Raw genomic sequence first — 22599 nt, 5'->3', positions numbered from 1 at the left:
AGCTAATTTTATACCATCGATGAACACCCTTTACAGGTGTAAAAACATAGAAAAAACCTTGATTGGCATATATGCCAATCAAGGTAACATTTTAAATACCACCTATTATTTACACATTTCTCTTTCCCATACTCTTTTTCCGTCAGTTAAAAACACTGCACTTGGTGGATCATCATAGAGAGAAATTTCAACCAATGAACTTTTTTCTTGTTTCAACCAATTATATACAATACCTTCGTTAGTAGAAGGTTGAGATAAAATATGATTTACTTGAAATGCTGTTGCATAATATTCTGCGTATGCGGGGTCATCATCATCTAATCCATTGTCTGTCTCATAAAATGTGTCTGTTTTGCCTATAATTCTCAACCCACTGTTCCACTCTAATATGATTTCTACACCTTCATGCTCTGTTAATGTTTTAAATAAAGAATCTGCTTCCATAGACATCCTCTTTCTTAATTTTATTCTGATGGTTTTGCTGGTACTATATGGGCACCATCTTTTCCATAATGTATCATTCCTCTATTAGTCTCTATATATTGTCCGGTCACAGTGTCATAGTATTTACCTATTGGTTTACCAAAGTCCACTCTTTCTTTATTTTTGGTAACAGTGGTTCCTTTTCCGGCAAACTTATCAAGCAATTCTTGCGCTATTTTATTATCACCATAGAAAATACTCTTATTTTTTCCATTTGCTAATTCTTGTTTATAGTTCGGTGTATCAGGAATATGCTTTTCTTGAGCTCCTGCTTTCACTTTTATTGGATAACCATTTACTTCACGGTATGGACCTTTAGGTACAGAATCTTTTCCATAAGAAGGTATTCGATTACTCGCACCCTTACCTCCACCAGAAGACTGGATTTTTTGAAGAGTATCCTTAGCATTTTGAATCGATTTATTCCAAACAAATCCACCATGCGCAAAAAGACTTGCCCCAGTAGCTGTTGCTGCTATATCTAATGGAATAACAATTGGTGATGCTAATCCACCAGTTCCTACTTCTGCCACGATCGTTAAGAAATTAGATCCGCCTATGAGCGAAATACCTTCAAACATTTCTACAATGGACCCGGCTATTGATATAACATTTCCAGCCAACCTTCCAGCTTGGTAAGTTGTCTTACTTTCTAATTTATCATTCTCATGCGGTTGTAGTCCAACAAAGTTTTCTAGTGCTGCATCACCAGCACCTTGAAAAAATTCGATAACTCCATGCAAAAATGATTGCGCATAAATGGCTGTTTTTTCATGCCATGATCTATTGTCTTCCTGTTCTTGTAAGTTCATTTCTTGTTTTTGCAAAGTAATTTCTTTCATCTTGTTTTTTCGGGCTGTTTCTTCAATAATCCCCTGAATCGAACTCACCCAATCCATATTCAACCCTTGTGTACTAAACGTTCCACTCACAGGACTAAATCCTTTCCCGCTTTGCACTTCAGCGAGTCCGGCTGTGATGCTAGCCGCTAATTGGAGGGCGGTGCTGTAATTGTTGCTGGATGAATGTTCGAATTCTTGTAAACGCTCTAGTTTTTCTTCCAGTTTTTTTCTCATTGCACCTAATACCGTTACAATCGCACTTACTCCGGGCATCGGTGTAAGTACTTCTATTGCTTCTATACTTGTAATCGATTGATTAATTCCCCGTATTTGTTCTCTTATTTCTTGTTCGATCACATCTGTCGAAGCAACTTTCGCTTGGAACTCGTTTGGAAATGCTTCGTTTTGGCGAATTAATTCTTCACATAAGCATATGATTCCTTGCGCTAATGGCCGAAATGTTTGGACAAGGTAGGCTTTTGCACTACTGTATGTTTGTCCTTGTAATACTGTGTCTATCGCAAAGGCATCAATAGATTGAATGGCTTGTTCCATACTTTGAATCGTAGCATTACATATAGCGTTCATACTTTGAGTTTGACTTTGTACTTCTCCCAAATACATGTTTAAACTCATGTATTGGCCTCCCTTTGTAGTTGCTGCTGTTCATAGGAAAGGTCGTTTTCTTTCTCGCTGAGATGCCGTTTTTCTTTAAGCAACGTCTCTTTTTCGTTTTCTAATTCGAATGTAAGTTTTCTTTCGTACTGCCCGATCTCTTGCCGCATATTCGTAAAAAGGTGAAATGCTTCTTTGTCACCAAACCAAGTTTCTAGTATTCGGTTAAATAAACGATTATTTCTATTTTTCCATTCATGAAAACTAGCCTCAGCTCGTTCTTGATTTTGCAGCGCGATTCGGTTTTCATTTTGTTCTTCAAATATAATTCGTAATTTTTGATTACATTGACTGATTTTCGTTTCAATTTCTTGACTCATCTTTTCTCCCTACCTTTTCCCCTTTACGTAGGCTGTTACATTATTGAAAAGTCTTTTGAAGTCCGGTATCCATTTTCTCAAATTCATTTGCTACGGAATGGATATTATCAATTGTTTGTTGAAAAGCAGTACAAAATTGTTTCGTAATCTGTAAATTTTGTTGATTTGCTTCTTGTGCTTTGAAGTTCACAGATAGTGTAGTACGCGTTGTCTTATTTATAGAGCGACTAGTAGCACTTTGCATTCTATCTGAAGCATTTCTCATTTTCGTTGCAAGTTGCGTTGCCGTATGCAAATTACTTTGAAATTCTCCCATTACTTACTCCCCTCTACCTTTTATTTACAAGAAAATTATAACACGGAAAAATATCCCAATAAACCAAATGTTCGAATTTAACATACAATTCGCCACAGTTACTGAGGATACGAGCAACACTTATCTATCAACATAACTGAGTCCAAAATGGATTCTACTTATACAAAAAAGATGACTTCAGCCATATGCTAAAGTCATCTTTTTCTACCTTATTATTTTACTAATTCTCCATTATAAGCTTTTATATTAAGCGGAGCAGTTAAAAATTGTGCTGCTTTACTAACGAAAGATGTGAAGTGTTCACTCGTATTATGGCTCGCAACTGCTGCTTCATCTTTCCATACTTCTACCATCGTATAAACACTTTCTTTTTCTGTATCTTTATATAAGTCATAAGATACATTTCCACTTTCTTCTCTTGAACTGTGAATGAGTGGCTGAATTTCTTCTAAAAATGCTTGTTGTTTCGCTGAATCTACTTGAAATATTGCGTGAATAATAATCATGGTGCTTCCCCTCTCATCTTTCACTTATTGAAGTTCTTTTATAAAATTATTTCCACTCTGCAATTTTTTCAATTGGAAGACGTACTGATTGGTAACCACTGTCAGCAGCTTTCCCGATTGAAATTAGCATTACTGGTACGTAGCGTTCTTTATCTAATCCGAAAGCTTCTGCGATTTGGTCTTTTTCAAATCCACCAATTGGACAAGTGTCATAACCGTGCGCACGAGCTGCTAGCATAAATTGCATCGCTACAAGACCACCGTCAATTAATACTGTATCTTTCATTACTTCTGGTGTAACCATAGAGAAGTAAGCTGAAAGTTTTTTCATTTGATCTTCTTTTACTTCTGCTGGCATAAATCCACGCTCTACTGCTGTACCATAAATTTCTTCTGCGTTATCAAAGTTGTTTAAGTCACCAAATAAAGCGATCATTGCTGAAGACGTTTCTACTTGAGATTGATTAAATTTCGCAAGTGGCGCAAGTGTTGCTTTCGCTTCGTCACTTTCAATCACTACGAATCTCCATGGTTGCATGTTTACTGAAGATGGTGCAAGTGTTGCTTCTGTAAGAATTTCTGTCATTTCTTCTTTACTAATTTTCACTGAAGGGTCGTACTTACGAATTGAACGACGTCCTGTTAAAATTTCGTTAAAATCATTTGTTTTTACTGAGTTAGTCATAGTTGTATTCTCCCTTTTTTATAATTCTTTTATATTTTCTTGAATGTGATTTAACATATTTAAAAGATTATCGCGTTCTTCCTCACTTAATCCTTTAAATGCAGATGCTGCAAAACGTTCTTTTTCCTCTTGAAACGCCTGAATTTTATTTCGTCCCTCTTCAGTAAGAGAAACTAACGTAATTCTGTTATCATCTGGATTTTTACGTCTTACAATCATTTCATTGGCCTCAAGCTGCTTTAAATGCCTTGTTATCGCAGCATTATCAATATTCACTTCTTGCTGAAGTGCTTTTTGACTAATTTCACCTACTTCAAATAACTGAAGTATAAGCTCTAATCGAGACTGGCTCATACCCGTACACCCTTCAAATTTCGAACTTACTTCTTTATTTAGAAAGTGTAATTTATATAAAATAATCGCTTCTTTTGAGCATGAACTTGTCAAATTAACCCTCCTTTACAATCAAAATAAAAACATTTGATGTATCAATAGTTGATATATCAATTAATATAATCTATATCGATTTAGAATGCAAGCATTTTGTTTTCATTTTATTTTTTCCAAGTTAAGGCGCTTTGCAGCGTTACAAAAAATGTAAATTACATTATAATAGTAATAATTTAAATGACTGGAGAGTGATTGATAATGCGGCAATACACAAATAGAAATGAGGAAATGAAAATGGAAAATGAAATGAGGATATTCACAAATGACAACAATAAATATAGGGATTGTCGCGCACGTAGACGCTGGCAAGACGAGTTTGACTGAGCGTATTCTTTATGAAACGAATGTGATTAAAGAAATTGGCCGAGTAGATAGTGGTAATACACAAACTGACTCAATGGAATTAGAAAGACAACGCGGAATTACGATTAAAGCATCTGTCGTTTCTTTCTTTATTGATGATGTAAAAGTAAATGTCATTGATACACCTGGACACGCTGATTTTATCGCTGAAGTGGAGCGATCATTCCGCGTTCTAGACGGTGCGATTTTAGTTATCTCTGCCGTTGAAGGTGTGCAAGCACAAACAAAAATTTTAATGCGAACATTACAGAAACTAAACATACCGACTATTTTATTCGTTAATAAAATTGATCGTAGTGGCGCAAACACTGAAAAAGTTATGAAACAAATAAAAGAGGTTCTTTCAAATGAAGCATTCCCCTTCTACTCTGTTCTAAACGAAGGAACGAAAGAAGCCCGGATCATTGAATACAAATCATATGACGTTTGTATGGAACTGTTAGCACCATTTAATGAATCATTACTTGAATCATATGTAAATAACGAAATAATACCGGACGCACTATTAAGAGAAAAACTAGAACAGCAAATACAGCAAGCAAATGTGTATCCAATCTTTTTCGGTTCAGCAATGACAGGTATAGGAGTAACTGAACTAATTGAAAAACTTCCGGCCCTAATTCCTGCTCATAAATCAACACAAGATGAAACATTATCCGGTGTTGTTTTTAAAATTGAACGTGAATCTTCTGGGGAAAAGATTGCATATGTAAGAGTTTTTTCTGGTCATTTACACGTTAGAAAATATGTTCATATACAACGTAGTGAATCTCTAGCACATAAAGAAAAGATTAAGAAATTATGTGTATTTCATAACGGAGATGCTATTCAAACCGCTATCGTTCCAAGCGGAGAATTTTGCAAAGTGTGGGGACTGAGTGATATTAAAATTGGTGATATTATCGGTGAACGAACTCGTTATATAAAAGACATTCACTTTGCGGAACCACAAATGGAAACTGCTATTGAAGCATTACCAAAAGAACAAATTCATGATCTATACGCTGCTCTTATGGAACTATGCGAAGAAGATCCGCTCATTCAAGTGTGGAAAGATGATATTCATCATGAACTATATATTCGCCTTTTCGGTGAAGTACAAAAAGAAGTAATTGAAACAACACTTTATGATAAATATAATTTGCAGGTTACGTTTTCAAATACGCGGGTTGTATGTATTGAGAAACCAATTGGCATAGGAAATAGCGTTGAAGTAATGGGCGAAAAAGCGAATCCGTTTTATGCAACAATTGGTTTTAAAATCGAACGTGGTGAACTGCATTCTGGCATATCATATAACTTAGGTGTTGAGCTCGGATCACTTCCATTAGCATTTCATAAAGCGATTGAAGATACTGTATTCCAAACGTTAAAACAAGGTTTATACGGTTGGGAAGTTACGGATATTATCGTCACTCTAACACATACAGGTTATGCTAGTCCTGTTACAACAGCGAGTGACTTTAGAAACTTAACACCACTCGTACTAATGGATGCTTTAAAGCAAGCCAAAACATGTGTATATGAACCAGTAAACGAGTTTGAATTAACTGTACCGGAACATGCAATTAGTACTGCGATGTATAAGCTCGCTGCCGTTCCAGCAACTTTTGCAGAGCCTATATTATATAATGATTCTTACCAATTAACAGGATCATTACCTGTTGCGAAAACAAAGAATTTTAAACGCATGCTTCATTCATTTACAGAAGGAGAAGGCATATTTACAACGAAGCCAGCTGGTTTCACAAAGCTTATGGCCCCCTTCCCTACTCGAAAACGTGTCGATTATAATCCGCTGAATCGTAAGGATTATTTACTTCATGTTTTGAAGGCTTATTAAAGTAAAAGAGGTGCAAATTGCACCTCTTTTTTTATGTATTGATAGATTAGTTTGTCCTAATAACTTCTTTAAGTTTTTCTATTATATTTGCTATCGCCTCAATTGAATTCTCTGTTTCATATTCCCCAACATTTACAGAATGATTTGCATTTTTAACAACATCGATCGTTAGATTCGTTTTAATCAACTGATTAATTTGATCTGCATTATATTGGTGATCTTTATCTCCAATTACTAAAAGCCCTTCGTGATGGCTATGTAAAATGGAGTCGAAAATAGATTCAAATGTTAGTAAAGGTGTAAGTAGTATCATTTTTGACTGTAAAAACTCTTCTCTCTTCATTACATCATTTGCAATCGGAATGGTTCCGAGTGATTTCCCTAAAAACATAGTATCGTTATATTGCTTACCTTTTAATACTTCTTTCATTATAGGATTAATATCATCCATCATTACTTTCGTTAGTTCTTCTATTGGTTTATTCATTACTTGTTCGTCATAAGAATAATGAATATGTACTACATCTATTTTATTTTCGAGCATAAGCATCGTCGCATAATAAAATAACGGCTTATCGTAATTGTATCCTGAACCTGAGAACATAAAGCAAACCGTACTAGAACCTTTTTCAATATGTGTATATGGAATTACTTTTCCGTCTATATGAATCTCTTTTTTTGTTCCCTTCACCGTTTTTCCCTCCGCGTACATTTACTTTTGTAAAACGATATGCTCTGTATGAACGAATACATCCTTTACTTTCTCTTTTATAAATACTGGTTGTAAGTTATATGCATGTAACTCATCTACAGGCACCCACTTAAACTTGTATGTTCTATCCTCTTCATTCAAAATATATTGATCCGCTCCATTCACGGGTAATTCCTTTAGTTCTACTTCATAATAAAAACTAATTTCATGAAACTTTCGTTCAGAAAGTGTAAAGAAATTTTCTACCGACCATATTAATCTCTTCACCTCAATAGGAACGGCTAACTCTTCAGCAAGCTCTCGTTTTAACGCATCTTCACTATTTTCTAACATTTTTACTCTTCCGCCTGGTACATACCAAAAATCTTCACCGTCACCTTGCAGAATGAGTATGTTATTATTATGTTTACAAATTGCTCCGACGCGGTAGTTAAAACATGTTTCTTCAACTTTAAATGTTAGATCCACACCGATTTCCCCCTATACTTTATTTAAAAATCGCTATAAAACTATTATGTATGTGCTGTACAAATAAGATTACTAAATTTCCCCATTTTATTCAATAAGTTTCGAACTTTCCGATAATTAGACTTACCCTTTATCATTACAGGTATATACATATGATACAATCACAGAGCACACCAGAAAAACATTATGGGGGTACGAATGGAAACGTTATTAATCCAGCAAACTGAGAAATCAAATAAGTTTTTGAAAATCGTTGTGAAAGATAGAGTAAAACTTCAATAAGTGAGGTTTTTATCTTTCCCCTGTTGTTTTTAAATATCATTAAGACATTATTAAAAAAGATGCAAGGTCAACTTATGTGCTAATTAATTTTTTTTCTAGAAAAAGCGTCTTTTATTACACTTGTTAATATATTTAGGAATAGTAAAATAGCCATAACTACCGTTAATACGTTAAATTGCTTTGTTTTATAAGGAGCGAACCATTCCGTAAAGAACTCTGAATTAACGAGACGCTCCCCAACTCCTCCTTCCTTGAAATTCGGTATCCACGAATTCATATCAAGGATGATAAAAATTAGTTGCATAACGAAAAATGCTCCAAGAGTTTTCAGCCAATTTCGTATTCGAATAGGACGCCATTTTTTTGATGGCATTTAAATGATCCTCCTTTTAGAACTTGCTATTAAAGAGCCTTGTTCTGATAGTTACGAATAGATAATATCCATGAAACCCCATAGCACCCTACTGCAATGACAGCAAATATAAGAAATAATTTCAAATCTGAAATCTCTTTTAAAAAGGTCAGTACGCCATTAGCATATTTATTTAATAAATATGGAGTATTTCGCATTAAATATATAACTCCAATAGATAAAAATATAAAAACTGGTACAAGTGTTTTCACTTTAAATGCAACAAAAAATGGGATGTAAAATGCAGTAATCAACATGACTGCCAAGAAGCCTAGGATGTAACTTTCTAAGGAAAGCTGAAATTCCATGCTGTCTAAAATAAAATATTTTCCAATCAAACAAAATGGAATGATTACTATTGTAAAAAATAAGGTTCCAACGTATTTTGAACTAATAATTTCCTTCCTAGTATACGGTAATGAGTTTACTAAAATATTAGCATTATCTTTATCATCAGATTGATATGTGTTAATTACAAAAACGGCACTACAAATGATTATGACATATGCTACATCCATGCCGGCCCACAAATAGGTAACTAAAAATAAGAGATAAGCAGGTAAAAAGTTTTTTTGTAAAATCAAATCCTTTTTAATTAAATTAAGCATCTTGACTCCCCCTTTTTCATGAAATACATAATATCCTCTAAACTTGGTTTTTCAATCACCACTTCTTTATTAAATAAAGTTTCGATAGAATTTACATTTTCAATCAATCCCTCGAAACCTGTATTTGCCTTACATACAGATATAAATTCACGCTCAGTTTCAAAATCTAACATATCTAGTGGTCCTTTGACCAAAATATAATCTTCTGCAATGGCATAAATATCTTTTGTAAAAATATGCTTCCCATTTTGAATAAATGTAATATAATCGGCAATGCGGTCTAAATCCGTTGTAATATGAGATGAGAAAAAGATAGTTTTCTCACCATCCTGCATAATATTTTGTAAAACATCCAATAATTCTCTTCTAAATACCGGATCGAGTCCGGAAGTAGGCTCATCCATAATAATTAGTTCAGCATGATGTGAAAGGGCAATTGCAAGAGAGGCTTTCATTTTCATTCCTTTGGAGAATGTTTTCATTTTTTTATTTAATGGTAATTCGAACAGATCTTTATAATATGTAAATTGGTTAAAATCCCATTTTTTATAAGCAGGCGCAATAATTTTAGTAATTTCCTTTAATGTGAGTTCATCATAAAACACATTATCGTCATAAACGAAACCAATTCTTTCTTTAATTCGCTTCGCATCAGTTGAATAGTTCATGCCAAATAAGGAGACATTTCCACTATCTGGGTTCATTAAATTCATAATCATTTTAATCGTTGTAGATTTACCTGATCCATTTCCCCCAATAAAACCCGTAACAAATCCTTTTTTTACTTCCATCGAAAAATTTTTAATTTGAAATCCTTTAAAAGATTTACTGACATTTTGAAGTTCTATTACGTTTTCCAAGAGTTTTCCTCCTCGTATAAAATTGTAAGCATTTCTTTTAGATCATTTAAAGAAACATCCATTTGTTTAGCATTTTGAATCGCTTCACACAACTTTTCCTCAACTGTCTTTAATTTTTGTTCTTTCATAGTTTCAATGTTTTGTTCTGCTACAAAGGACCCCCTTCCGACAATTGAATAAATAAAACCGTCTTTTTCCAGTTCTTCATATGCTCTTTTCGTTGTAATAATACTTACTCTTAAATCTTTTGCTAACTGACGCATTGAAGGAAGAGCATCTCCTTGCTTTAAATCACCTAGTAAAATAAGTTTTTTTATTTGGACGCCAATTTGTTCATAAATAGGTTCCTTTGAAGTGTTCGTAATAACGATTTGCATGCAAATACCTCTTTTTAAAAATATTGTATATATACTTTATATACAATATATACTATCGCACATTGTAAATCGACAGAAAATTTCCAAAATATAGTCGCAAACATAATCTAATAATAAATGTAATTCATACAACTTATTTATACGGGGCTTCCTCGTATTTGCTCGATTTTGAGCTGGAGGTCTTACTGCTATCTAATACGGTATAAAGACTACGTTGTGTTTTACGGAGAAATTGGCACAGCTGGTAATGTGAAAGAAAAAGAGTTTGAAACAGAAGAACACTCTGAGGAAGTTGATATCAAGTTAGACTGGAATGAAGATGACGAAGAAGGATAAAAAAGATGTTTTCTAAGTTATGGGACATGTATGGGGAAGAATCGATAGTGTGATAGATTTGTTAATTGCCAAAAACGCCTTGTTTCTTTCGTAACAAGGCGTTTTTCATGATACTATGTTTAAATTGTTATCTTCCCACTCTCCCACCACTCCATGAAAGTTTTTAAAGAAGGAGCAACCCACGTTCTACTATCATTTTCATGGTTCCATACATATATATCATCTCTTTGCACGATTCCATTCAAAATGGAATAACCAAACAAATCACCATTTCCACCATCAGCAAAAAATAATAAACAGTCAAAAGGCATATATAAATCCTTGAAATCAACTATATTTCTCATATTCATATTTTCAGTTGTAATTTTTGAAGCAGACCATATAAAGTCCCCATATTCACCTTGTACACCGTTTGTTTCCTGTAATAATTGATATAAGTCATTCGGTAATTCCACCTGCAAATTTTTGTGAACTTCAGCGAGTTCATTCTTTGTAGCTGGATTTTTGAAACTTAAGTTTTGTGAAATACTACGAATGGTGATTTTCCACATAGCTTTTTATCCTTCCTTCCATCGCTTACGTTCAATCAAGTATAGACAAAGAGGATTCCCTAAATTGATTCATACCACTTTTCTATCAAATCTTTCTCCCTCTCACCTGAAATACCTGCTTTTAATTCCCATTCATCCACACTCTTCATCCACTCATACACATCTGTAACCGTATGTTCTAACCTTCTAAAGGTAAGTCCTTCTTTAACAGCTCTCTCAATACTAATAGAAAAACCACCTTTCCACGGCTTCGTTTCACCTTCTAATGAAAAAGTTTCTGGAAGCCATAGTGGCATCTCTGTCCAAGGCTGTACTTTATGTTCATTCATAAATGATTCATCTACCCAAACGAATGCAGCATCACTATTCGTGACCTTTTTGCACGTATTTAATAGCTCTTCCATCGTCAATTCATAATTTGGACCTGTAACATTGAATGTACCTGCTTTATTGTTTTCTGCCATGTTTAGTCCCCAGTTTGCGACGTCTTTTATATCCACTACCTGCACTGGGCGGTCTTTTCTTCCTGGAACTAACACTTCTCCTCCCTTTGCTACACGCCCAATCCAGTATGGAAGCCGGTCTGTATAATCAAACATCCCTGAAAGAAGCCCTGCTCTTACGTGTAAAACACGCCCCGGCCAATACTTCTCTGCTTCTTTTTCACACAATACTTTCAGCGCACCATAATACTCATAAGGAGAAACTTCACCATTCTCCACAGTCTTTATTTGATCATCCGTAGGTTCAGGTTGTAATATATAATCTTCTTTTATATGATGCGGAATCCAATCTTTATATATGGAAAGACTTGAGATGAATATATAATGCTTTATATTATTCTGTAAGACTTCTCCGATATTTCTAATGTGATGAGGAGAAAATCCACACGTGTCGACTACCGCGTCCCATTTTCGATTTTCTAAAATTGAGACATCATCATTTCTGTCACCGATTAACTGCTCTACTTCAGGAAAAATTTCTTTATTCGTTCCGCGATTAAATAACGTAACTTCATGTCCTCTCTGTAAAGCCTCTTCTACGAAAGCTCTTCCTAAAAATCGTGTACCGCCTAGAATTAGAATTTTCATGGTTCTCCCCCATTCGTAATTGAAAATCCTTTCTTTTGTTAAACGATTTTTTGCTGTGGAAAGTTACGGGGTTGGTCTGATTTTTTCTGCAAGTTCAACATATGTAATTTCCATTTCATATATAATTAAAATATCGGATATTTGATTAAGCACTTATACATGTAAGTAGGTGAAAAATATGAATAGAAACATAGTTTATCATTCAACATTATGTATTTATTTTCTCACATCGCTTGTATATATCATCTTACTGAACATAGAAAATGGTCGTAATTATTTAGGGTTTACGATGGTTATTCCGCTTTTAGCTGCTATTTTATATCGGAAATTATATAAGAAACAAAAAATAGTTCATACATTTGGAATTTCACGTCCAAAAATAAGAACATTAATTTTCTCCATTTTATTCCCAATACTTCTAGGTCTATGTCTGCATTTCTATTTTTATATTTATAATATAAAATTCTTATTTCATCATTGTAATGAATTAGGATTTCTCCTACTCATTGGTCTTACAATTGCTGCTTTGTCTGCATTTTTAGAAGAAATCATATGGCGTGGAAATTTTCATTACCATTTACGAAAAAAATATTCATTAAAACAAACAGCAATCATTACTGCATCGCTTTGGTCTTTATGGCATTTACCAGTATCAATCTTTTATAAAAACTATGAATTATGGTTTGTAGGTATATTAAGCTATCTCTCGTTATTATTTATATTATCTATAATTTTGACGTATACGAGAGAGTATAGCCGTTCTGTGATAACACCCGCAATTTTACATGGTATGTTTAATGTATTTTATTTAACAGATGGAGTAGAAACAAGATGGGATATTAGCCTAATGGAATTAATTAAATTTATCTTGCTGGTAATTGTGTTTGGCATGATGTACCTTATACATCAAAAAGTTAAAAAATAGTTAACAATAAAAAACATTTCATTTTTATGTATCTTAATAATTAGCTCATTAAGTACTTCAACCCCTATTCGATAATCGTATAGGGGTTGAAGTTTTATAATTTTAGTTGCACAACTTGGTTAATACAACACTTTTTTCTATCATAGAGAATAAAACAAGTTTAACTAAACCTTTTATTCTTATTTTTATAGAAATAACCATATTAATCGTTTAAATAAGGAAGTATGGATTCTTTAATTAACTTCCATCTATCCCCTGCATTCGGTATGACTTCAGAAGCAATCGCCACCACCAGTTCCTTCTCTGGTATGCAGCAAATCACATTCCCACCATCGCCCATTGCACAGTATGAAAAGATTCCATCCTCTTCTCGTAACCACCATAAGTAACCATATTGATTTTGGTTCATTGTTGTCGATTCTTTTATCCATGATTTTGCTAATATTTGTTTTCCCTTATAAATACCTTTATTCAAATACAGCTGTCCAAACTTAGCCATATCTTTAACTGTTAACGTTAGTCCCCAGCCGCCCGTCGAAATACCATTTGGATCATGAACCCATCCCTTTACATCTTTTCCAAATAAGTCATCGAATCCAAATGCTTTCATATTGTAGTTTTGAAGTTCTCTCATGCCGAGTGGCTGAAATAAGTATTCATTCGCAAAGTCCCGGGCACTCTTTCCTGTTGCGCTCGTTATGATTGCTGATAGTACATGCGCTCCTGCAGATGAGTATTTAAAAGACCCAATTTCTCCGCCTTGTCCAATTCTATTTAACGTATATTCTATCCAATCCTTTTGTGTGCATAATTCTTCTAGTGGTTCCTGCCAATCTGCATAAGGGTATGGAGCTGTCATCGTAAGTAGATGCCGCACTGTTATTTCAGATGAATTACAATTATAGTCTGGGAAAATTTCTATTACTTTTTGATCCACACTTTTTATATAGCCCTTATCTATACATATCCCAATTAACGCAGAGATTATCGTTTTTGTAACTGACGCTATATGAAATGCATCATTTGGACCGTGACCGTTATAATAGTTTTCAAAAATAACATTACCTTTCTGTATTACTAACATACCATTAACATTTTCATATTCTTCTTTTATAATCAGATCTAACTTTTCAGCAGTTTTCATTATTCCTTCCCCTTTAACCTATGATTAGAAAGGTTCGATAGGTACATATATATCAACTATATGTTTATTTTCCGGGTGCTGCCTTGGGTCATTTTTATACATTTCAAAAGGATATGAATCTCTCGGCTTATATCCGCTATTGGGAAGCCACTCACCGTATAAGAAATCCCACGCTCCTTTATATTCATCTTGGAATATTTCAAAATGACCTACCGCATACTTTCCAGAAGGTATTACCATGATTCCAATGTCGTTCGTTTCTACTGCGGACTCATTCGAAATTGTTATACATAAACTAGTTCGTAAATGATTGTCCTCAGTAAATTCATGATGATCGTGGTAAATGGTTAATACTTTCGTATCCTCAAATACATGACAGTTTTCCTCCGCTGCGTAATGAAATAATTTCTCTATCATTTTTGGAAAAGCTATCGTTAGCTCTTCATATGTACCGATATGTCTTACGTATGCGACGTCTATATCGTCCGCTGTTACAATTTCAACATTTCCTCGAACTTTCTTATATTCATTGTATTGAGAAGGTTCATTTACGTCTTTGCAATTCTTGCTATTATCGTTTCGATATTGAGACGGACTTACTCCGTAATAATTTTTAAATGTTCGGGAGAAAACTGCTGAATCTGTAAATCCGAAGTGGTACGCAATATCTGTAATTGTCATATCCAAACGGTATGTAAGTAAATTTGTTGCTCTTTCTAATTTTAATCGGTTTACATACCGTGATAATGGCTCGTCTACTATCCCCTTAAAAATACGATGAAAATGAAACTTTGAAAATCCTGCTACATCCGCTAGCTTTTCAATTGAAAGTGGATCATCTATGTGTAATTCTATATAATCTTGCACTTTATAAATGCGGCGTAAGTACTCATTTCTACTTTGTTTACTCTCCATATTTTTATCTCCTCACAACAAAAAGGCTAACGTTAAGCTAGCCTAATTTTACACATTTTTCAAAAATAATACTCTACTACCGCCGTTCCCATCATAATTTGTATGTACCGATACACCCTCTACCTCATCATCCCCAGCCTCAATTCGAAAACCAATTTCTTGATGAAACTGTATCGACTTTTTGTTAATTGGTGAAGTAATTGCTTTTACAATCTTACGATTATTTGCACGCGCAACATCAAAGAAGTAAGAATACAATGTCGATGCGATTCCTCTTCTTCTATACTTCGGATTTACACCGATAAAGTGAACGTATGCTTCATCTTTATATGTTTGTGAAAAAAATCCACATAAGAAACCTAACGTTTCTCCATCTTCTTCAATGATAAAACTTGTTTGTTGAAAATGAACGAAAAACAGTTTTGGTAACATGTCAGCCATGTCTCTCCCGCCCCACCAATCATTTAAAACTGAATGAATCTTTACATAATCTTCCCCTTGGATGTTTCTTACTCGCATATGTTTCTCCCTCTCACTCACTTCATTTTTTCATAAATTTTAATGACGGTTTCTACTAATAGAATGAATACCCATATCCCGCAAAATACAAGTACAGACTGGAATATAGTACCTAGCATAACTATACTTATTAAACCTAATTCTGATCCTGAATTTGATATTTCATCAAACCCCATATTATGTATAAATGGACCGGTTGAAAAAGCCATTAAAATTGATCCTATTAAATAAATCACACTCATTATTTTTAATATTTTTATAGAAAGATACGAAGTTTGTTCTTGCTCCACTTGTGATAATTCGATCTCCCCGCTCGCAATTCCTTTTTGCAAACAGTCTTCACATAGAAATTCTTCCTTAATTTTTTTACCACCGTGCATCGTACCTGTTATTTCTTTACATCTTGAACATTTTCGATTTATCATGTTGTTACCACTCCAATCTTTTCAGATTATACTTATTCCACTCTTTATTTACCTTAATATTACTTTTATGTATTTTATAGAGAAAGGTTGGTTTTATGATTTCAAAACTCACATTTGGCTCGAAAAAAAGTACCGCTCATTATGTATTAAGACCTAGTTGTTATGCGATTATTTTCCATTCATCTTCTTTAATGATTGCTGTTATCCAAAAAGGAGACCGTTACTTTTTACCTGGTGGCGGTATGGAAGGTAATGAAACAAAAGATGAATGTTTGCATCGTGAATTACTAGAGGAATTAGGATGGGCAATTGAAATTGATCAATATATCGGTAATGCGGCACGATATTTTTATGCAGAAATGGAAGATACATATTATTTAAATGATGGGTTCTTTTACACTGCGAACATGGTGCAGAAACAAACTGAAAATTGTGAGGAGGATCATGTTTTGCGATGGATGTCTCCCTTACTTGCTGTAGAGCTTCTCATTCACGATCATCAAAAATGGGCGGTTGAACAAGCGCTTTTAATACGAAATAAAAAAGGATCTCCTTCTATATGAAAGAGATTCTTTTTACTGTTAACTTACTTTTTTCAAATTGAGAGCTGGCTTTTTGATTCCGCCTTTTTTTACAACATATAAGCCGATAAAGATTATAAGTCCGCCAACTAGTTGCATCATATTGATTTGCTCTCCGATTGTTACGGCTGCAAAGATCACTGCAAATAATGGCACAAGATACATATAAACCATTACTTTCGTTGAGCCGATTTTACTAATACCGACATACCACATTGCTAGTCCGAAGATGGTCGCAAAGATGATAGAATATGCTAATGATCCCCAGCTTGGCGTATCTACTGGCCACGTTAAAGAATTTACGTTGAATAAACAGTATATTACGAGAGGTACAATTCCAATTAAAGTAGACCATGATGTGACTCTCATTGCGGAGTATTTTGTAATAAGAGGTTGCGCTAATATTGGATACCATCCCCACGCAATTGCTGCGACTAATCCAATTACATTTCCGAGCCAAGCATATTCGTAAGTAGCTCCTCCTGTATGCCCTGTTAATAAAACGAATGCTGCACCAATAAACGCTACTATTGAACCAATTTGTACTTTCATCGAAAAACGTTCTTGTTTGTGTAATACTGCTAATATCCCTGTAAAAATAGGTGACATCGCAATTAATAATGAGGCGTTCGTTGCTGAAGTATATTTCACAGATAGCATAAACATCGTTTGATACATTGCCGTACCAACGATACCGACTGCTACTAATCGTAACCAATCTTTTCTTTCAATACGTAATGAGCGTTCCATTAAAAATGTAATAAGTAATAATATCGGAGATGCTACTAAAAATCGTAAACTATTAAATTGAATGGATGACATATATGCCACACCATACTTTCCAATTGTATAATTTGCTCCCCATACTAATGCTACTGATACTAGGAGCCATTCCATTTGCCATCGTTTCATCCGAATCTCCCCTTCCATATTTAGCATAGTAAAATTGGCTGGATATAACACCGTCCAATTGGCTGTTTTTTTACCCAGCCAATTTGTTATACTGAATGTATATAAGAGATACGGAGGCGTTTGTATGGAATGGAAGCTAGATAACGACAGTAAAGTCCCCATTTATCAGCAAGTTGTTGACTTTATTGAGAAACGTATTACATACGGCGAACTTCCTCCAGGAAGCTTCCTACCTTCCGAACGGAAATTAGCTACGCAGTTAAATGTAAATCGAAGTACAGTTACTACTGCTTATAATGAGTTACGTGCTATGGGAATTGTAGAAAGTACGACTGGTAAAGGGACACGTGTAAGTACACATATGTGGGGTGTTTCTCCAACATTAACGCCGAACTGGAGAAATTTCGTAGAAGGTGGTACTTTCTTACCAAACTTACCTTTACTTCGCCATATTCGTGCAGAAGTACAACAAAATGAAAACATCATTGATTTCGCAAACGGAGAGCTCGGTTGTAACCTCTATCCTCACGATCAACTACAAACGATTTTACGAGAACAACCGTTAACACACTCATTAAGTTACGATCATCCACAAGGCTATCTCCCGCTGAGACAAGCGGTAGTAAAATATATGAAGGAATATTTAAAAGTTGAAGCGACTGAGCAGTCTATTATGATTACTTCTGGCGCACAACAAGCACTTCACCTTATCGTGCAATGTTTATTAAATCCAGGTGATGCAGTCGCTTTCGAAAGTCCTTCACACTGTTATTCCTTACCGCTATTCCAATCAGCAGGTATTCGTATTTTCCCGTTACCTGTCGATGAAAATGGTATTAATCCAGACGATGTGCAAGAATTATATAGAAAGCATCGGATTAAAATGATCTTTTTAAATCCAAACTTCCAAAATCCTACGGGAACAATGCTGCATCCAAACCGGAGAAAAAAACTATTATCACTTTGCGCAGACTTACGAATTGCAATTGTGGAAGATGATCCGTCTAGTTTACTTACGCTAGAAAAGAAACAACCTTGTCCTACTTTAAAATCAATTGATGAAAATGGAACTGTCATTTATGTACATTCCTTATCAAAAATGATTGCACCAGGTTTACGAGTTGGCTGGCTTGTCGCTCCGCAGTCTGTAGTAGAACGGTTATCCGACGCAAGGCACCAAATGGAATTAGGTATGAGCATTTTCCCGCAGTGGCTTATGCAGCAATTTTTTGAAACTGTACCATTTCAGTCTCATATCGTACCGTTACGAAAACAACTAGCAGAAAAAAGAGACGTTATCGTTCACGCCCTAAACGAGCAACTTCACGATAAAATCTCTTTTTCAAACCCAACCGGTGGTATGTACATATGGGGAAAATTAAAAGAACCAATAAATGAAAAGCAACTTATTATGCAAAGTTTAAAACAAGAAATCGCCTTTATGCCCGGTAGTATTTTCGGTGCGAAAGATGGTTATATTCGTTTATCTTATGGAAAAGTGAAAATTGATCAAATTGAGGAAGGTATTTCTCGTTTGCGTGAGGCTATTTTAGTTTGTGAAAAATAACTTTACATAAAGCTCTATCGTTTGACAAAAGAAAAATCTACCATTATTATCAACACGAACCTAGTTATAGGAGTGATAAAAATGAAAGTTTACGTTGATGCAGATGCTTGTCCTGTAAAAGATGTAATTATTTTTGAGGCTACGAATGCAGAAATCCCTGTAACCCTCGTTACTAGCTTTTCTCATTATTCTAATGCAGAGCAGCCTAAAGGTGTGGAAACAATTTATGTTGATTCCGGAGCAGATGCTGCAGATTACCGCATTATGCAGTTAGCAAAAAAAGAAGATTTAATCGTAACACAAGATTACGGTCTTGCTTCGCTTGCTTTAGCAAAAGGCTGTATCGTTCTACATCATAAAGGCTATAAGTATACGAATGATAACATTGAACAATTGTTACAAACACGATATTTAAGTGCAATGGTTCGAAAAAGTGGTAAGCGGACAAAGGGACCGAAACCATTTACAGCAGAAGATAAAGAGAAATTTAGAGTGCTCTTTAAAAGTATGATCGCACTTAAAAAATGAATTGTCTATTTGCTAGGAAAACTTCGCAACACAAAGAAGAGAATATCCAAATGAACATTCTCTTCTTGAGGTTTACCCTTTTAAAATGAAGGTAAATTATCTAAGTTATTTTCCTTTATTCCATCAGGTTCACTACGTATAATATCTCTGCCATACTTATGAAATACATCTACATGAGCTAACTTCCCAGATTTCGCTTCACTAAGAGCAGTCATATAATCTAACTCTCTCCCGCTACTTGTTTTAAACGCAATTAAATCACCATCATCATTTTTACGAACAGCAACAATTTGTTCTGCTCCTGAATTGACTTCATTGTCTACTTCAAATTGAGCTTGCTCTTCTCCTTGATGTAAGTAATCATTATAAACTTTTTCAAAGTCTTTATTGTCCATTTCATTCACCTCCAGCACATTTTTTAGTATGGTTGGGAGGTGTTGGTTTTATGTACCTTTCTATTAACTAAATAAGACTTTACTTCTTAATTTAAGCTGAATTTAAGTGTTAATATTTTCCTGGAAACTTTATAATTTATTATATCGAGACGAAATATAATAGGGAGAGTGATTCAGGTGCATATAGATATTAATCGTTTAACTGATATTTGTTTAGAGTTTCGGCAATCTAGATTTTATGTTACTAGAATCCCTAAAGATTTCTTATCAATTGCCCAAAACAACTAAAAAACCGATTATTTTTGTAGAGAGACTACAGGTATAATCGGTTTTTTAATACCTACGTAAACCCTTCAAAGTCTCCAATATATCATCTGTAAAGGCTGTACTACCTTCTGTCTCTAAAGCTCTGAAATAAAAACTTCTTAGGAAAGTTCTAATATTTTGTACTAAAATAGAATGCTGCGGATGTCGGATATTTTCAACAGTTGCTACACTATGTAACCAGTTGCTCCACTCTTCTTCAGTTAAAAGATTTTGGTTACGTAAAGACATAATTGGCTTTACTAATCTCTCATCTTCAAAGTGCACATACACGTAATCACTTAATCGAACCTTCTGACGAACAGCAGCTAATATTGCATATGAAAATTCACGATTTTGTATTGTACGTGCTAAAGCATCGAGTGCATCAGCAGCGTGTGCAGTAGAATGTGCCCAGCCTTTTCCTTCTACGTAACCCCTTACATCTTCTTCTAAATATACATATTCCAGTACTTGTTCTGCCACACTGTACAGCTGTTCTTCCGATAACAACGGCTCTCTTTCATGAACAGATAAAATAAGTGGCGGGATTAATACAGAGAACGCACGTTTAAATACAGAATCTGTTCCCTTTTCACCAATTTTATAAAATAAATAATCAGGACTAATTGCTTGTAGCATTAATCCTCGTAATTCTTTTTGTCTAAACACATCATTTGTAATCCATGTGTGAAGCGTACTATAAATTAAATCATCACGTAATTCAGCATCAGGTGAACCGATATAATCTAGCATCCACTGCGCATATGGATATGCATCTACATCTTCTGGTACAGCATAATTATTATTTTTAATTTGTAGTAGTTCTTCTTTTAGTTCTAGTACTTCTGTCATTTTTTTATCCCCTTTAAATTTCTCTTCCTAAATTATTCCCTATTAGTATCATAAAATTAAACCCATTCTTAACGCAATATAAAATAGAATCATTAATTATCTTCACTATGTAACAGTTCTTCCAATGTTGCTTTAACTTCTTCTTCTAATTCATTAATCGTTCCGCTATAAAGTGTTCCTATGCTACTACTTTTTCGATATCCTTGGTAATAGTACCAAAGCAAAATAGTACAGACTTCCCATGATTTTGAAGCATCATATTCAAAATTAATTTCTGATCTATATTCATACTCTAAACAATTATTAGATGTTAGTTCTTCTAATTCATCACCGTCTATATCTCTTTTAATTGACAGCTTCAAATTTAATTTACTATTTTGCGCAAAACGTTCTTCATATATTTTTTGATACTTACTGCAAATGTCTTCACTTATACTCTCTAGTTCCATTATTTTTTGTTTTAACTGTTCATTTATCTGTTCATTTTTGATTTCTAAATATTGTCCATCCTTCTCTTCATTCACTTTATTATTTTTTTGAAACCATCTAAACACATGTTCATTCCCCCTATATAAACTGTATTAATGTCTTTTAAATAGAACTACTGGATCATCAAATTTACTATTTTCAAATAAAACATCTGCAAGTTCTTTCGGATTATGCTCATCTATATACATTTTACAAGCTGCATGATACCTGTTCAAAAACATCTTCTCTGCTTCTTCATACCTTCCAAAAGCTTCAGTTTCCCGCTTAGCACCACGTTTTCTCGCAATCTCAAAATTTGTATCTACAAAGATTTTGTAATCAAATAAATACGCAACGTCTTTTTTCAATAGAAACGTTCCATCTACTATTAGCACCATATTGGGTTGAGCCATTAACGGCTCATTATGTACAGGAATATCCGTTTTTAAATTATGAGAAATTGTTTCATATTGTAAATTCCCGTTAGGTCCTAAAGGGCTTAATAACCTTTTTTTGAAAGCTGTATAATCGTGTGCATCTTCATAATACCCTCTTGCAGATTCTTTTCCTTTTGCATAGCGAATCACTCTTGGATTATGAAAATCATCAATGCTGGCGCGTGTTACTGGTAATCCTCGTTTTTTTATTTCTTCCGCTAATTCATTTGCAAATGTTGTTTTTCCTGAAGCTGTAATACCACTTACTCCAACTCTTATTGGATGCGTTAAGTTTAGCTTTAATATGTGATCTACAATTTCTTTGATTCGTTGTTTTCGGTTCATGATATTCCTCCTCACAATTAGTTTACATAACATAATTACGAGTAATAATCCGTGTAACCTTTTGTAAATAACTCTATCCTTTATCGAATCGTTGATATGT

At 34.3% G+C, this 22599-nt stretch carries 29 protein-coding genes and 1 pseudogene; 6 read left to right on the top strand and 24 right to left on the bottom strand.

Annotated features, from left to right (window positions below):
* Positions 1-105 precede the first annotated feature (105 nt).
* The 7 genes from Q9B79_RS03805 to Q9B79_RS03775 all read right to left on the bottom strand — a co-directional run bounded on the left by Q9B79_RS03805 (position 106) and on the right by Q9B79_RS03775 (position 4274).
* Positions 106-444, bottom strand: a complete 339-nt coding sequence (locus Q9B79_RS03805) for a hypothetical protein (protein WP_071742912.1) — start codon at positions 442-444, stop codon at positions 106-108.
* 20 nt (positions 445-464) lie between these two features.
* On the bottom strand, positions 465-1961 hold the full coding sequence (locus tag Q9B79_RS03800; RefSeq protein WP_306182679.1) for a polymorphic toxin type 50 domain-containing protein: 1497 nt from the start codon (positions 1959-1961) through the stop codon (positions 465-467).
* The gene (locus tag Q9B79_RS03795; protein WP_306182678.1) at positions 1958-2320 is read right to left on the bottom strand and encodes a DUF3958 family protein; all 363 of its coding nucleotides are present in this window, start codon (positions 2318-2320) and stop codon (positions 1958-1960) included. Before Q9B79_RS03795 ends, Q9B79_RS03800 begins: the two co-directional genes overlap by 4 nt.
* Before the next feature lie 40 nt (positions 2321-2360).
* Complete coding sequence (locus tag Q9B79_RS03790; protein ID WP_306182677.1) at positions 2361-2636, bottom strand: TIGR04197 family type VII secretion effector; 276 nt, start codon at positions 2634-2636, stop codon at positions 2361-2363.
* Between the two features lie 212 nt (positions 2637-2848).
* A complete protein-coding gene (locus Q9B79_RS03785) occupies positions 2849-3142 on the bottom strand; it encodes a putative quinol monooxygenase (RefSeq protein ID WP_306182676.1) in 294 nt (97 codons plus the stop codon).
* A 46-nt stretch (positions 3143-3188) separates the two neighbouring features.
* The gene (locus tag Q9B79_RS03780) at positions 3189-3827 is read right to left on the bottom strand and encodes a nitroreductase family protein (protein ID WP_306182675.1); all 639 of its coding nucleotides are present in this window, start codon (positions 3825-3827) and stop codon (positions 3189-3191) included.
* Positions 3828-3845: 18 nt separating this feature from the next.
* Positions 3846-4274 (bottom strand): MarR family winged helix-turn-helix transcriptional regulator, encoded by a 429-nt coding sequence (locus Q9B79_RS03775; RefSeq protein ID WP_000204162.1) that lies wholly within the window; start codon positions 4272-4274, stop codon positions 3846-3848.
* A gap of 265 nt (positions 4275-4539) precedes the next feature.
* On the opposite strand from Q9B79_RS03775, the gene tet reads away from it, so the two are divergent.
* Positions 4540-6483: a tetracycline resistance ribosomal protection protein gene (gene tet / locus Q9B79_RS03770; protein WP_306182674.1), complete on the top strand. Its 1944-nt coding sequence runs from the start codon at positions 4540-4542 to the stop codon at positions 6481-6483.
* A gap of 46 nt (positions 6484-6529) precedes the next feature.
* Here tet and Q9B79_RS03765 read toward each other — a convergent pair whose 3' ends face one another.
* Together Q9B79_RS03765 and Q9B79_RS03760 are read right to left on the bottom strand one after the other, a co-directional pair.
* Positions 6530-7195, bottom strand: coding sequence for an alpha/beta hydrolase (locus Q9B79_RS03765; protein ID WP_306182673.1), 666 nt, complete (start codon positions 7193-7195; stop codon positions 6530-6532).
* A complete protein-coding gene (locus Q9B79_RS03760; RefSeq protein ID WP_306182672.1) occupies positions 7196-7663 on the bottom strand; it encodes an NUDIX hydrolase in 468 nt (155 codons plus the stop codon).
* Positions 7664-7861: 198 nt separating this feature from the next.
* Here Q9B79_RS03760 and Q9B79_RS03755 point away from each other — a divergent pair.
* Positions 7862-7930: pseudogene (locus Q9B79_RS03755) on the top strand (WGR domain-containing protein); the annotation flags it as partial.
* A gap of 94 nt (positions 7931-8024) precedes the next feature.
* On the opposite strand, the gene Q9B79_RS03750 reads toward Q9B79_RS03755, so the two are convergent.
* From Q9B79_RS03750 to Q9B79_RS03725, 6 genes are all read right to left on the bottom strand, one after another.
* Positions 8025-8318: a YfzA family protein gene (locus tag Q9B79_RS03750; protein ID WP_306182671.1), complete on the bottom strand. Its 294-nt coding sequence runs from the start codon at positions 8316-8318 to the stop codon at positions 8025-8027.
* A 29-nt stretch (positions 8319-8347) separates the two neighbouring features.
* Positions 8348-8965, bottom strand: coding sequence for an ABC-2 transporter permease (locus Q9B79_RS03745; protein WP_306182670.1), 618 nt, complete (start codon positions 8963-8965; stop codon positions 8348-8350).
* Positions 8953-9825 carry an ABC transporter ATP-binding protein gene (locus Q9B79_RS03740; protein ID WP_088029876.1) on the bottom strand — a complete coding sequence of 291 codons (873 nt, stop codon included), beginning with the start codon at positions 9823-9825 and terminating at the stop codon, positions 8953-8955. Before Q9B79_RS03740 ends, Q9B79_RS03745 begins: the two co-directional genes overlap by 13 nt.
* A complete protein-coding gene (locus Q9B79_RS03735) occupies positions 9813-10202 on the bottom strand; it encodes a GntR family transcriptional regulator (protein WP_306182669.1) in 390 nt (129 codons plus the stop codon). Before Q9B79_RS03735 ends, Q9B79_RS03740 begins: the two co-directional genes overlap by 13 nt.
* Before the next feature lie 455 nt (positions 10203-10657).
* The gene (locus Q9B79_RS03730) at positions 10658-11089 is read right to left on the bottom strand and encodes an SMI1/KNR4 family protein (protein ID WP_306182668.1); all 432 of its coding nucleotides are present in this window, start codon (positions 11087-11089) and stop codon (positions 10658-10660) included.
* A gap of 59 nt (positions 11090-11148) precedes the next feature.
* A complete protein-coding gene (locus Q9B79_RS03725) occupies positions 11149-12180 on the bottom strand; it encodes an SDR family oxidoreductase (protein ID WP_306182667.1) in 1032 nt (343 codons plus the stop codon).
* Between the two features lie 169 nt (positions 12181-12349).
* On the opposite strand from Q9B79_RS03725, the gene Q9B79_RS03720 reads away from it, so the two are divergent.
* Entirely contained in the window at positions 12350-13105 is a 756-nt protein-coding gene (locus Q9B79_RS03720) for a CPBP family intramembrane glutamic endopeptidase (protein WP_306182666.1), read from the top strand.
* A gap of 202 nt (positions 13106-13307) precedes the next feature.
* On the opposite strand, the gene Q9B79_RS03715 is transcribed toward Q9B79_RS03720, so the two are convergent.
* Genes Q9B79_RS03715 through Q9B79_RS03700 form a run of 4 tightly spaced genes read right to left on the bottom strand, consistent with a single transcriptional unit; the run spans position 13308 to position 16108 of the window.
* Positions 13308-14249, bottom strand: coding sequence for a serine hydrolase domain-containing protein (locus tag Q9B79_RS03715; protein WP_306182665.1), 942 nt, complete (start codon positions 14247-14249; stop codon positions 13308-13310).
* 24 nt (positions 14250-14273) lie between these two features.
* Complete coding sequence (locus Q9B79_RS03710; RefSeq protein ID WP_306182664.1) at positions 14274-15164, bottom strand: AraC family transcriptional regulator; 891 nt, start codon at positions 15162-15164, stop codon at positions 14274-14276.
* Positions 15165-15212: 48 nt separating this feature from the next.
* On the bottom strand, positions 15213-15683 hold the full coding sequence (locus Q9B79_RS03705; RefSeq protein ID WP_306182663.1) for a GNAT family N-acetyltransferase: 471 nt from the start codon (positions 15681-15683) through the stop codon (positions 15213-15215).
* A 17-nt stretch (positions 15684-15700) separates the two neighbouring features.
* Positions 15701-16108, bottom strand: a complete 408-nt coding sequence (locus Q9B79_RS03700; RefSeq protein WP_306182662.1) for a DUF3980 domain-containing protein — start codon at positions 16106-16108, stop codon at positions 15701-15703.
* Between the two features lie 95 nt (positions 16109-16203).
* On the opposite strand from Q9B79_RS03700, the gene Q9B79_RS03695 reads away from it, so the two are divergent.
* On the top strand, positions 16204-16671 hold the full coding sequence (locus tag Q9B79_RS03695) for an NUDIX hydrolase (RefSeq protein WP_306182661.1): 468 nt from the start codon (positions 16204-16206) through the stop codon (positions 16669-16671).
* A gap of 18 nt (positions 16672-16689) precedes the next feature.
* Here the strand turns inward: Q9B79_RS03695 and Q9B79_RS03690 are convergent, their stop codons facing one another.
* Entirely contained in the window at positions 16690-17601 is a 912-nt protein-coding gene (locus Q9B79_RS03690) for a DMT family transporter (protein WP_306182660.1), read from the bottom strand.
* Between the two features lie 124 nt (positions 17602-17725).
* Here Q9B79_RS03690 and pdxR point away from each other — a divergent pair, with 124 nt between their 5' ends.
* Together pdxR and Q9B79_RS03680 are read left to right on the top strand one after the other, a co-directional pair.
* Positions 17726-19168, top strand: a complete 1443-nt coding sequence (gene pdxR, locus Q9B79_RS03685; RefSeq protein ID WP_306182659.1) for a MocR-like pyridoxine biosynthesis transcription factor PdxR — start codon at positions 17726-17728, stop codon at positions 19166-19168.
* An 81-nt stretch (positions 19169-19249) separates the two neighbouring features.
* Positions 19250-19696: a YaiI/YqxD family protein gene (locus tag Q9B79_RS03680; protein WP_306182658.1), complete on the top strand. Its 447-nt coding sequence runs from the start codon at positions 19250-19252 to the stop codon at positions 19694-19696.
* Between the two features lie 80 nt (positions 19697-19776).
* Here the strand turns inward: Q9B79_RS03680 and Q9B79_RS03675 are convergent, their stop codons facing one another.
* The 4 genes from Q9B79_RS03675 to Q9B79_RS03660 form a co-directional block, all read right to left on the bottom strand.
* Positions 19777-20091, bottom strand: coding sequence for a DUF3892 domain-containing protein (locus tag Q9B79_RS03675; RefSeq protein WP_000368864.1), 315 nt, complete (start codon positions 20089-20091; stop codon positions 19777-19779).
* A 333-nt stretch (positions 20092-20424) separates the two neighbouring features.
* The gene (locus Q9B79_RS03670; RefSeq protein ID WP_306182657.1) at positions 20425-21249 is read right to left on the bottom strand and encodes a DUF2785 domain-containing protein; all 825 of its coding nucleotides are present in this window, start codon (positions 21247-21249) and stop codon (positions 20425-20427) included.
* A gap of 92 nt (positions 21250-21341) precedes the next feature.
* Positions 21342-21803 carry a hypothetical protein gene (locus Q9B79_RS03665; RefSeq protein WP_306182656.1) on the bottom strand — a complete coding sequence of 154 codons (462 nt, stop codon included), beginning with the start codon at positions 21801-21803 and terminating at the stop codon, positions 21342-21344.
* Between the two features lie 27 nt (positions 21804-21830).
* Entirely contained in the window at positions 21831-22499 is a 669-nt protein-coding gene (locus Q9B79_RS03660; RefSeq protein WP_306182655.1) for a nucleoside/nucleotide kinase family protein, read from the bottom strand.
* Between the last annotated feature and the right edge of the window lie 100 nt (positions 22500-22599).

The organism is Bacillus sp. MHSD_36 (assembly GCF_030757775.1).
Classification (GTDB): domain Bacteria; phylum Bacillota; class Bacilli; order Bacillales; family Bacillaceae_G; genus Bacillus_A.
This window is presented reverse-complemented; position numbering and strand designations above follow the sequence as displayed.

Coding starts and splice junctions, on each gene's coding strand:
- Q9B79_RS03795 (WP_306182678.1), bottom strand. CDS start 2,320: ATGAGTCAAGAAATTGAAACGAAAATCAGTCAATGTAATCAAAAATTA.
- Q9B79_RS03695 (WP_306182661.1), top strand. CDS start 16,204: ATGATTTCAAAACTCACATTTGGCTCGAAAAAAAGTACCGCTCATTAT.
- Q9B79_RS03750 (WP_306182671.1), bottom strand. CDS start 8,318: ATGCCATCAAAAAAATGGCGTCCTATTCGAATACGAAATTGGCTGAAA.
- Q9B79_RS03725 (WP_306182667.1), bottom strand. CDS start 12,180: ATGAAAATTCTAATTCTAGGCGGTACACGATTTTTAGGAAGAGCTTTC.
- Q9B79_RS03690 (WP_306182660.1), bottom strand. CDS start 17,601: ATGAAACGATGGCAAATGGAATGGCTCCTAGTATCAGTAGCATTAGTA.
- Q9B79_RS03805 (WP_071742912.1), bottom strand. CDS start 444: ATGGAAGCAGATTCTTTATTTAAAACATTAACAGAGCATGAAGGTGTA.
- Q9B79_RS03765 (WP_306182673.1), bottom strand. CDS start 7,195: ATGTACGCGGAGGGAAAAACGGTGAAGGGAACAAAAAAAGAGATTCAT.
- Q9B79_RS03790 (WP_306182677.1), bottom strand. CDS start 2,636: ATGGGAGAATTTCAAAGTAATTTGCATACGGCAACGCAACTTGCAACG.
- Q9B79_RS03710 (WP_306182664.1), bottom strand. CDS start 15,164: ATGGAGAGTAAACAAAGTAGAAATGAGTACTTACGCCGCATTTATAAA.
- tet (WP_306182674.1), top strand. CDS start 4,540: ATGACAACAATAAATATAGGGATTGTCGCGCACGTAGACGCTGGCAAG.
- Q9B79_RS03780 (WP_306182675.1), bottom strand. CDS start 3,827: ATGACTAACTCAGTAAAAACAAATGATTTTAACGAAATTTTAACAGGA.
- Q9B79_RS03745 (WP_306182670.1), bottom strand. CDS start 8,965: ATGCTTAATTTAATTAAAAAGGATTTGATTTTACAAAAAAACTTTTTA.
- Q9B79_RS03785 (WP_306182676.1), bottom strand. CDS start 3,142: ATGATTATTATTCACGCAATATTTCAAGTAGATTCAGCGAAACAACAA.
- Q9B79_RS03670 (WP_306182657.1), bottom strand. CDS start 21,249: ATGACAGAAGTACTAGAACTAAAAGAAGAACTACTACAAATTAAAAAT.
- Q9B79_RS03700 (WP_306182662.1), bottom strand. CDS start 16,108: ATGATAAATCGAAAATGTTCAAGATGTAAAGAAATAACAGGTACGATG.
- Q9B79_RS03675 (WP_000368864.1), bottom strand. CDS start 20,091: ATGGACAATAAAGACTTTGAAAAAGTTTATAATGATTACTTACATCAA.
- Q9B79_RS03660 (WP_306182655.1), bottom strand. CDS start 22,499: ATGAACCGAAAACAACGAATCAAAGAAATTGTAGATCACATATTAAAG.
- Q9B79_RS03800 (WP_306182679.1), bottom strand. CDS start 1,961: ATGAGTTTAAACATGTATTTGGGAGAAGTACAAAGTCAAACTCAAAGT.
- Q9B79_RS03705 (WP_306182663.1), bottom strand. CDS start 15,683: ATGCGAGTAAGAAACATCCAAGGGGAAGATTATGTAAAGATTCATTCA.
- Q9B79_RS03735 (WP_306182669.1), bottom strand. CDS start 10,202: ATGCAAATCGTTATTACGAACACTTCAAAGGAACCTATTTATGAACAA.
- Q9B79_RS03715 (WP_306182665.1), bottom strand. CDS start 14,249: ATGAAAACTGCTGAAAAGTTAGATCTGATTATAAAAGAAGAATATGAA.
- pdxR (WP_306182659.1), top strand. CDS start 17,726: ATGGAATGGAAGCTAGATAACGACAGTAAAGTCCCCATTTATCAGCAA.
- Q9B79_RS03730 (WP_306182668.1), bottom strand. CDS start 11,089: ATGTGGAAAATCACCATTCGTAGTATTTCACAAAACTTAAGTTTCAAA.
- Q9B79_RS03680 (WP_306182658.1), top strand. CDS start 19,250: ATGAAAGTTTACGTTGATGCAGATGCTTGTCCTGTAAAAGATGTAATT.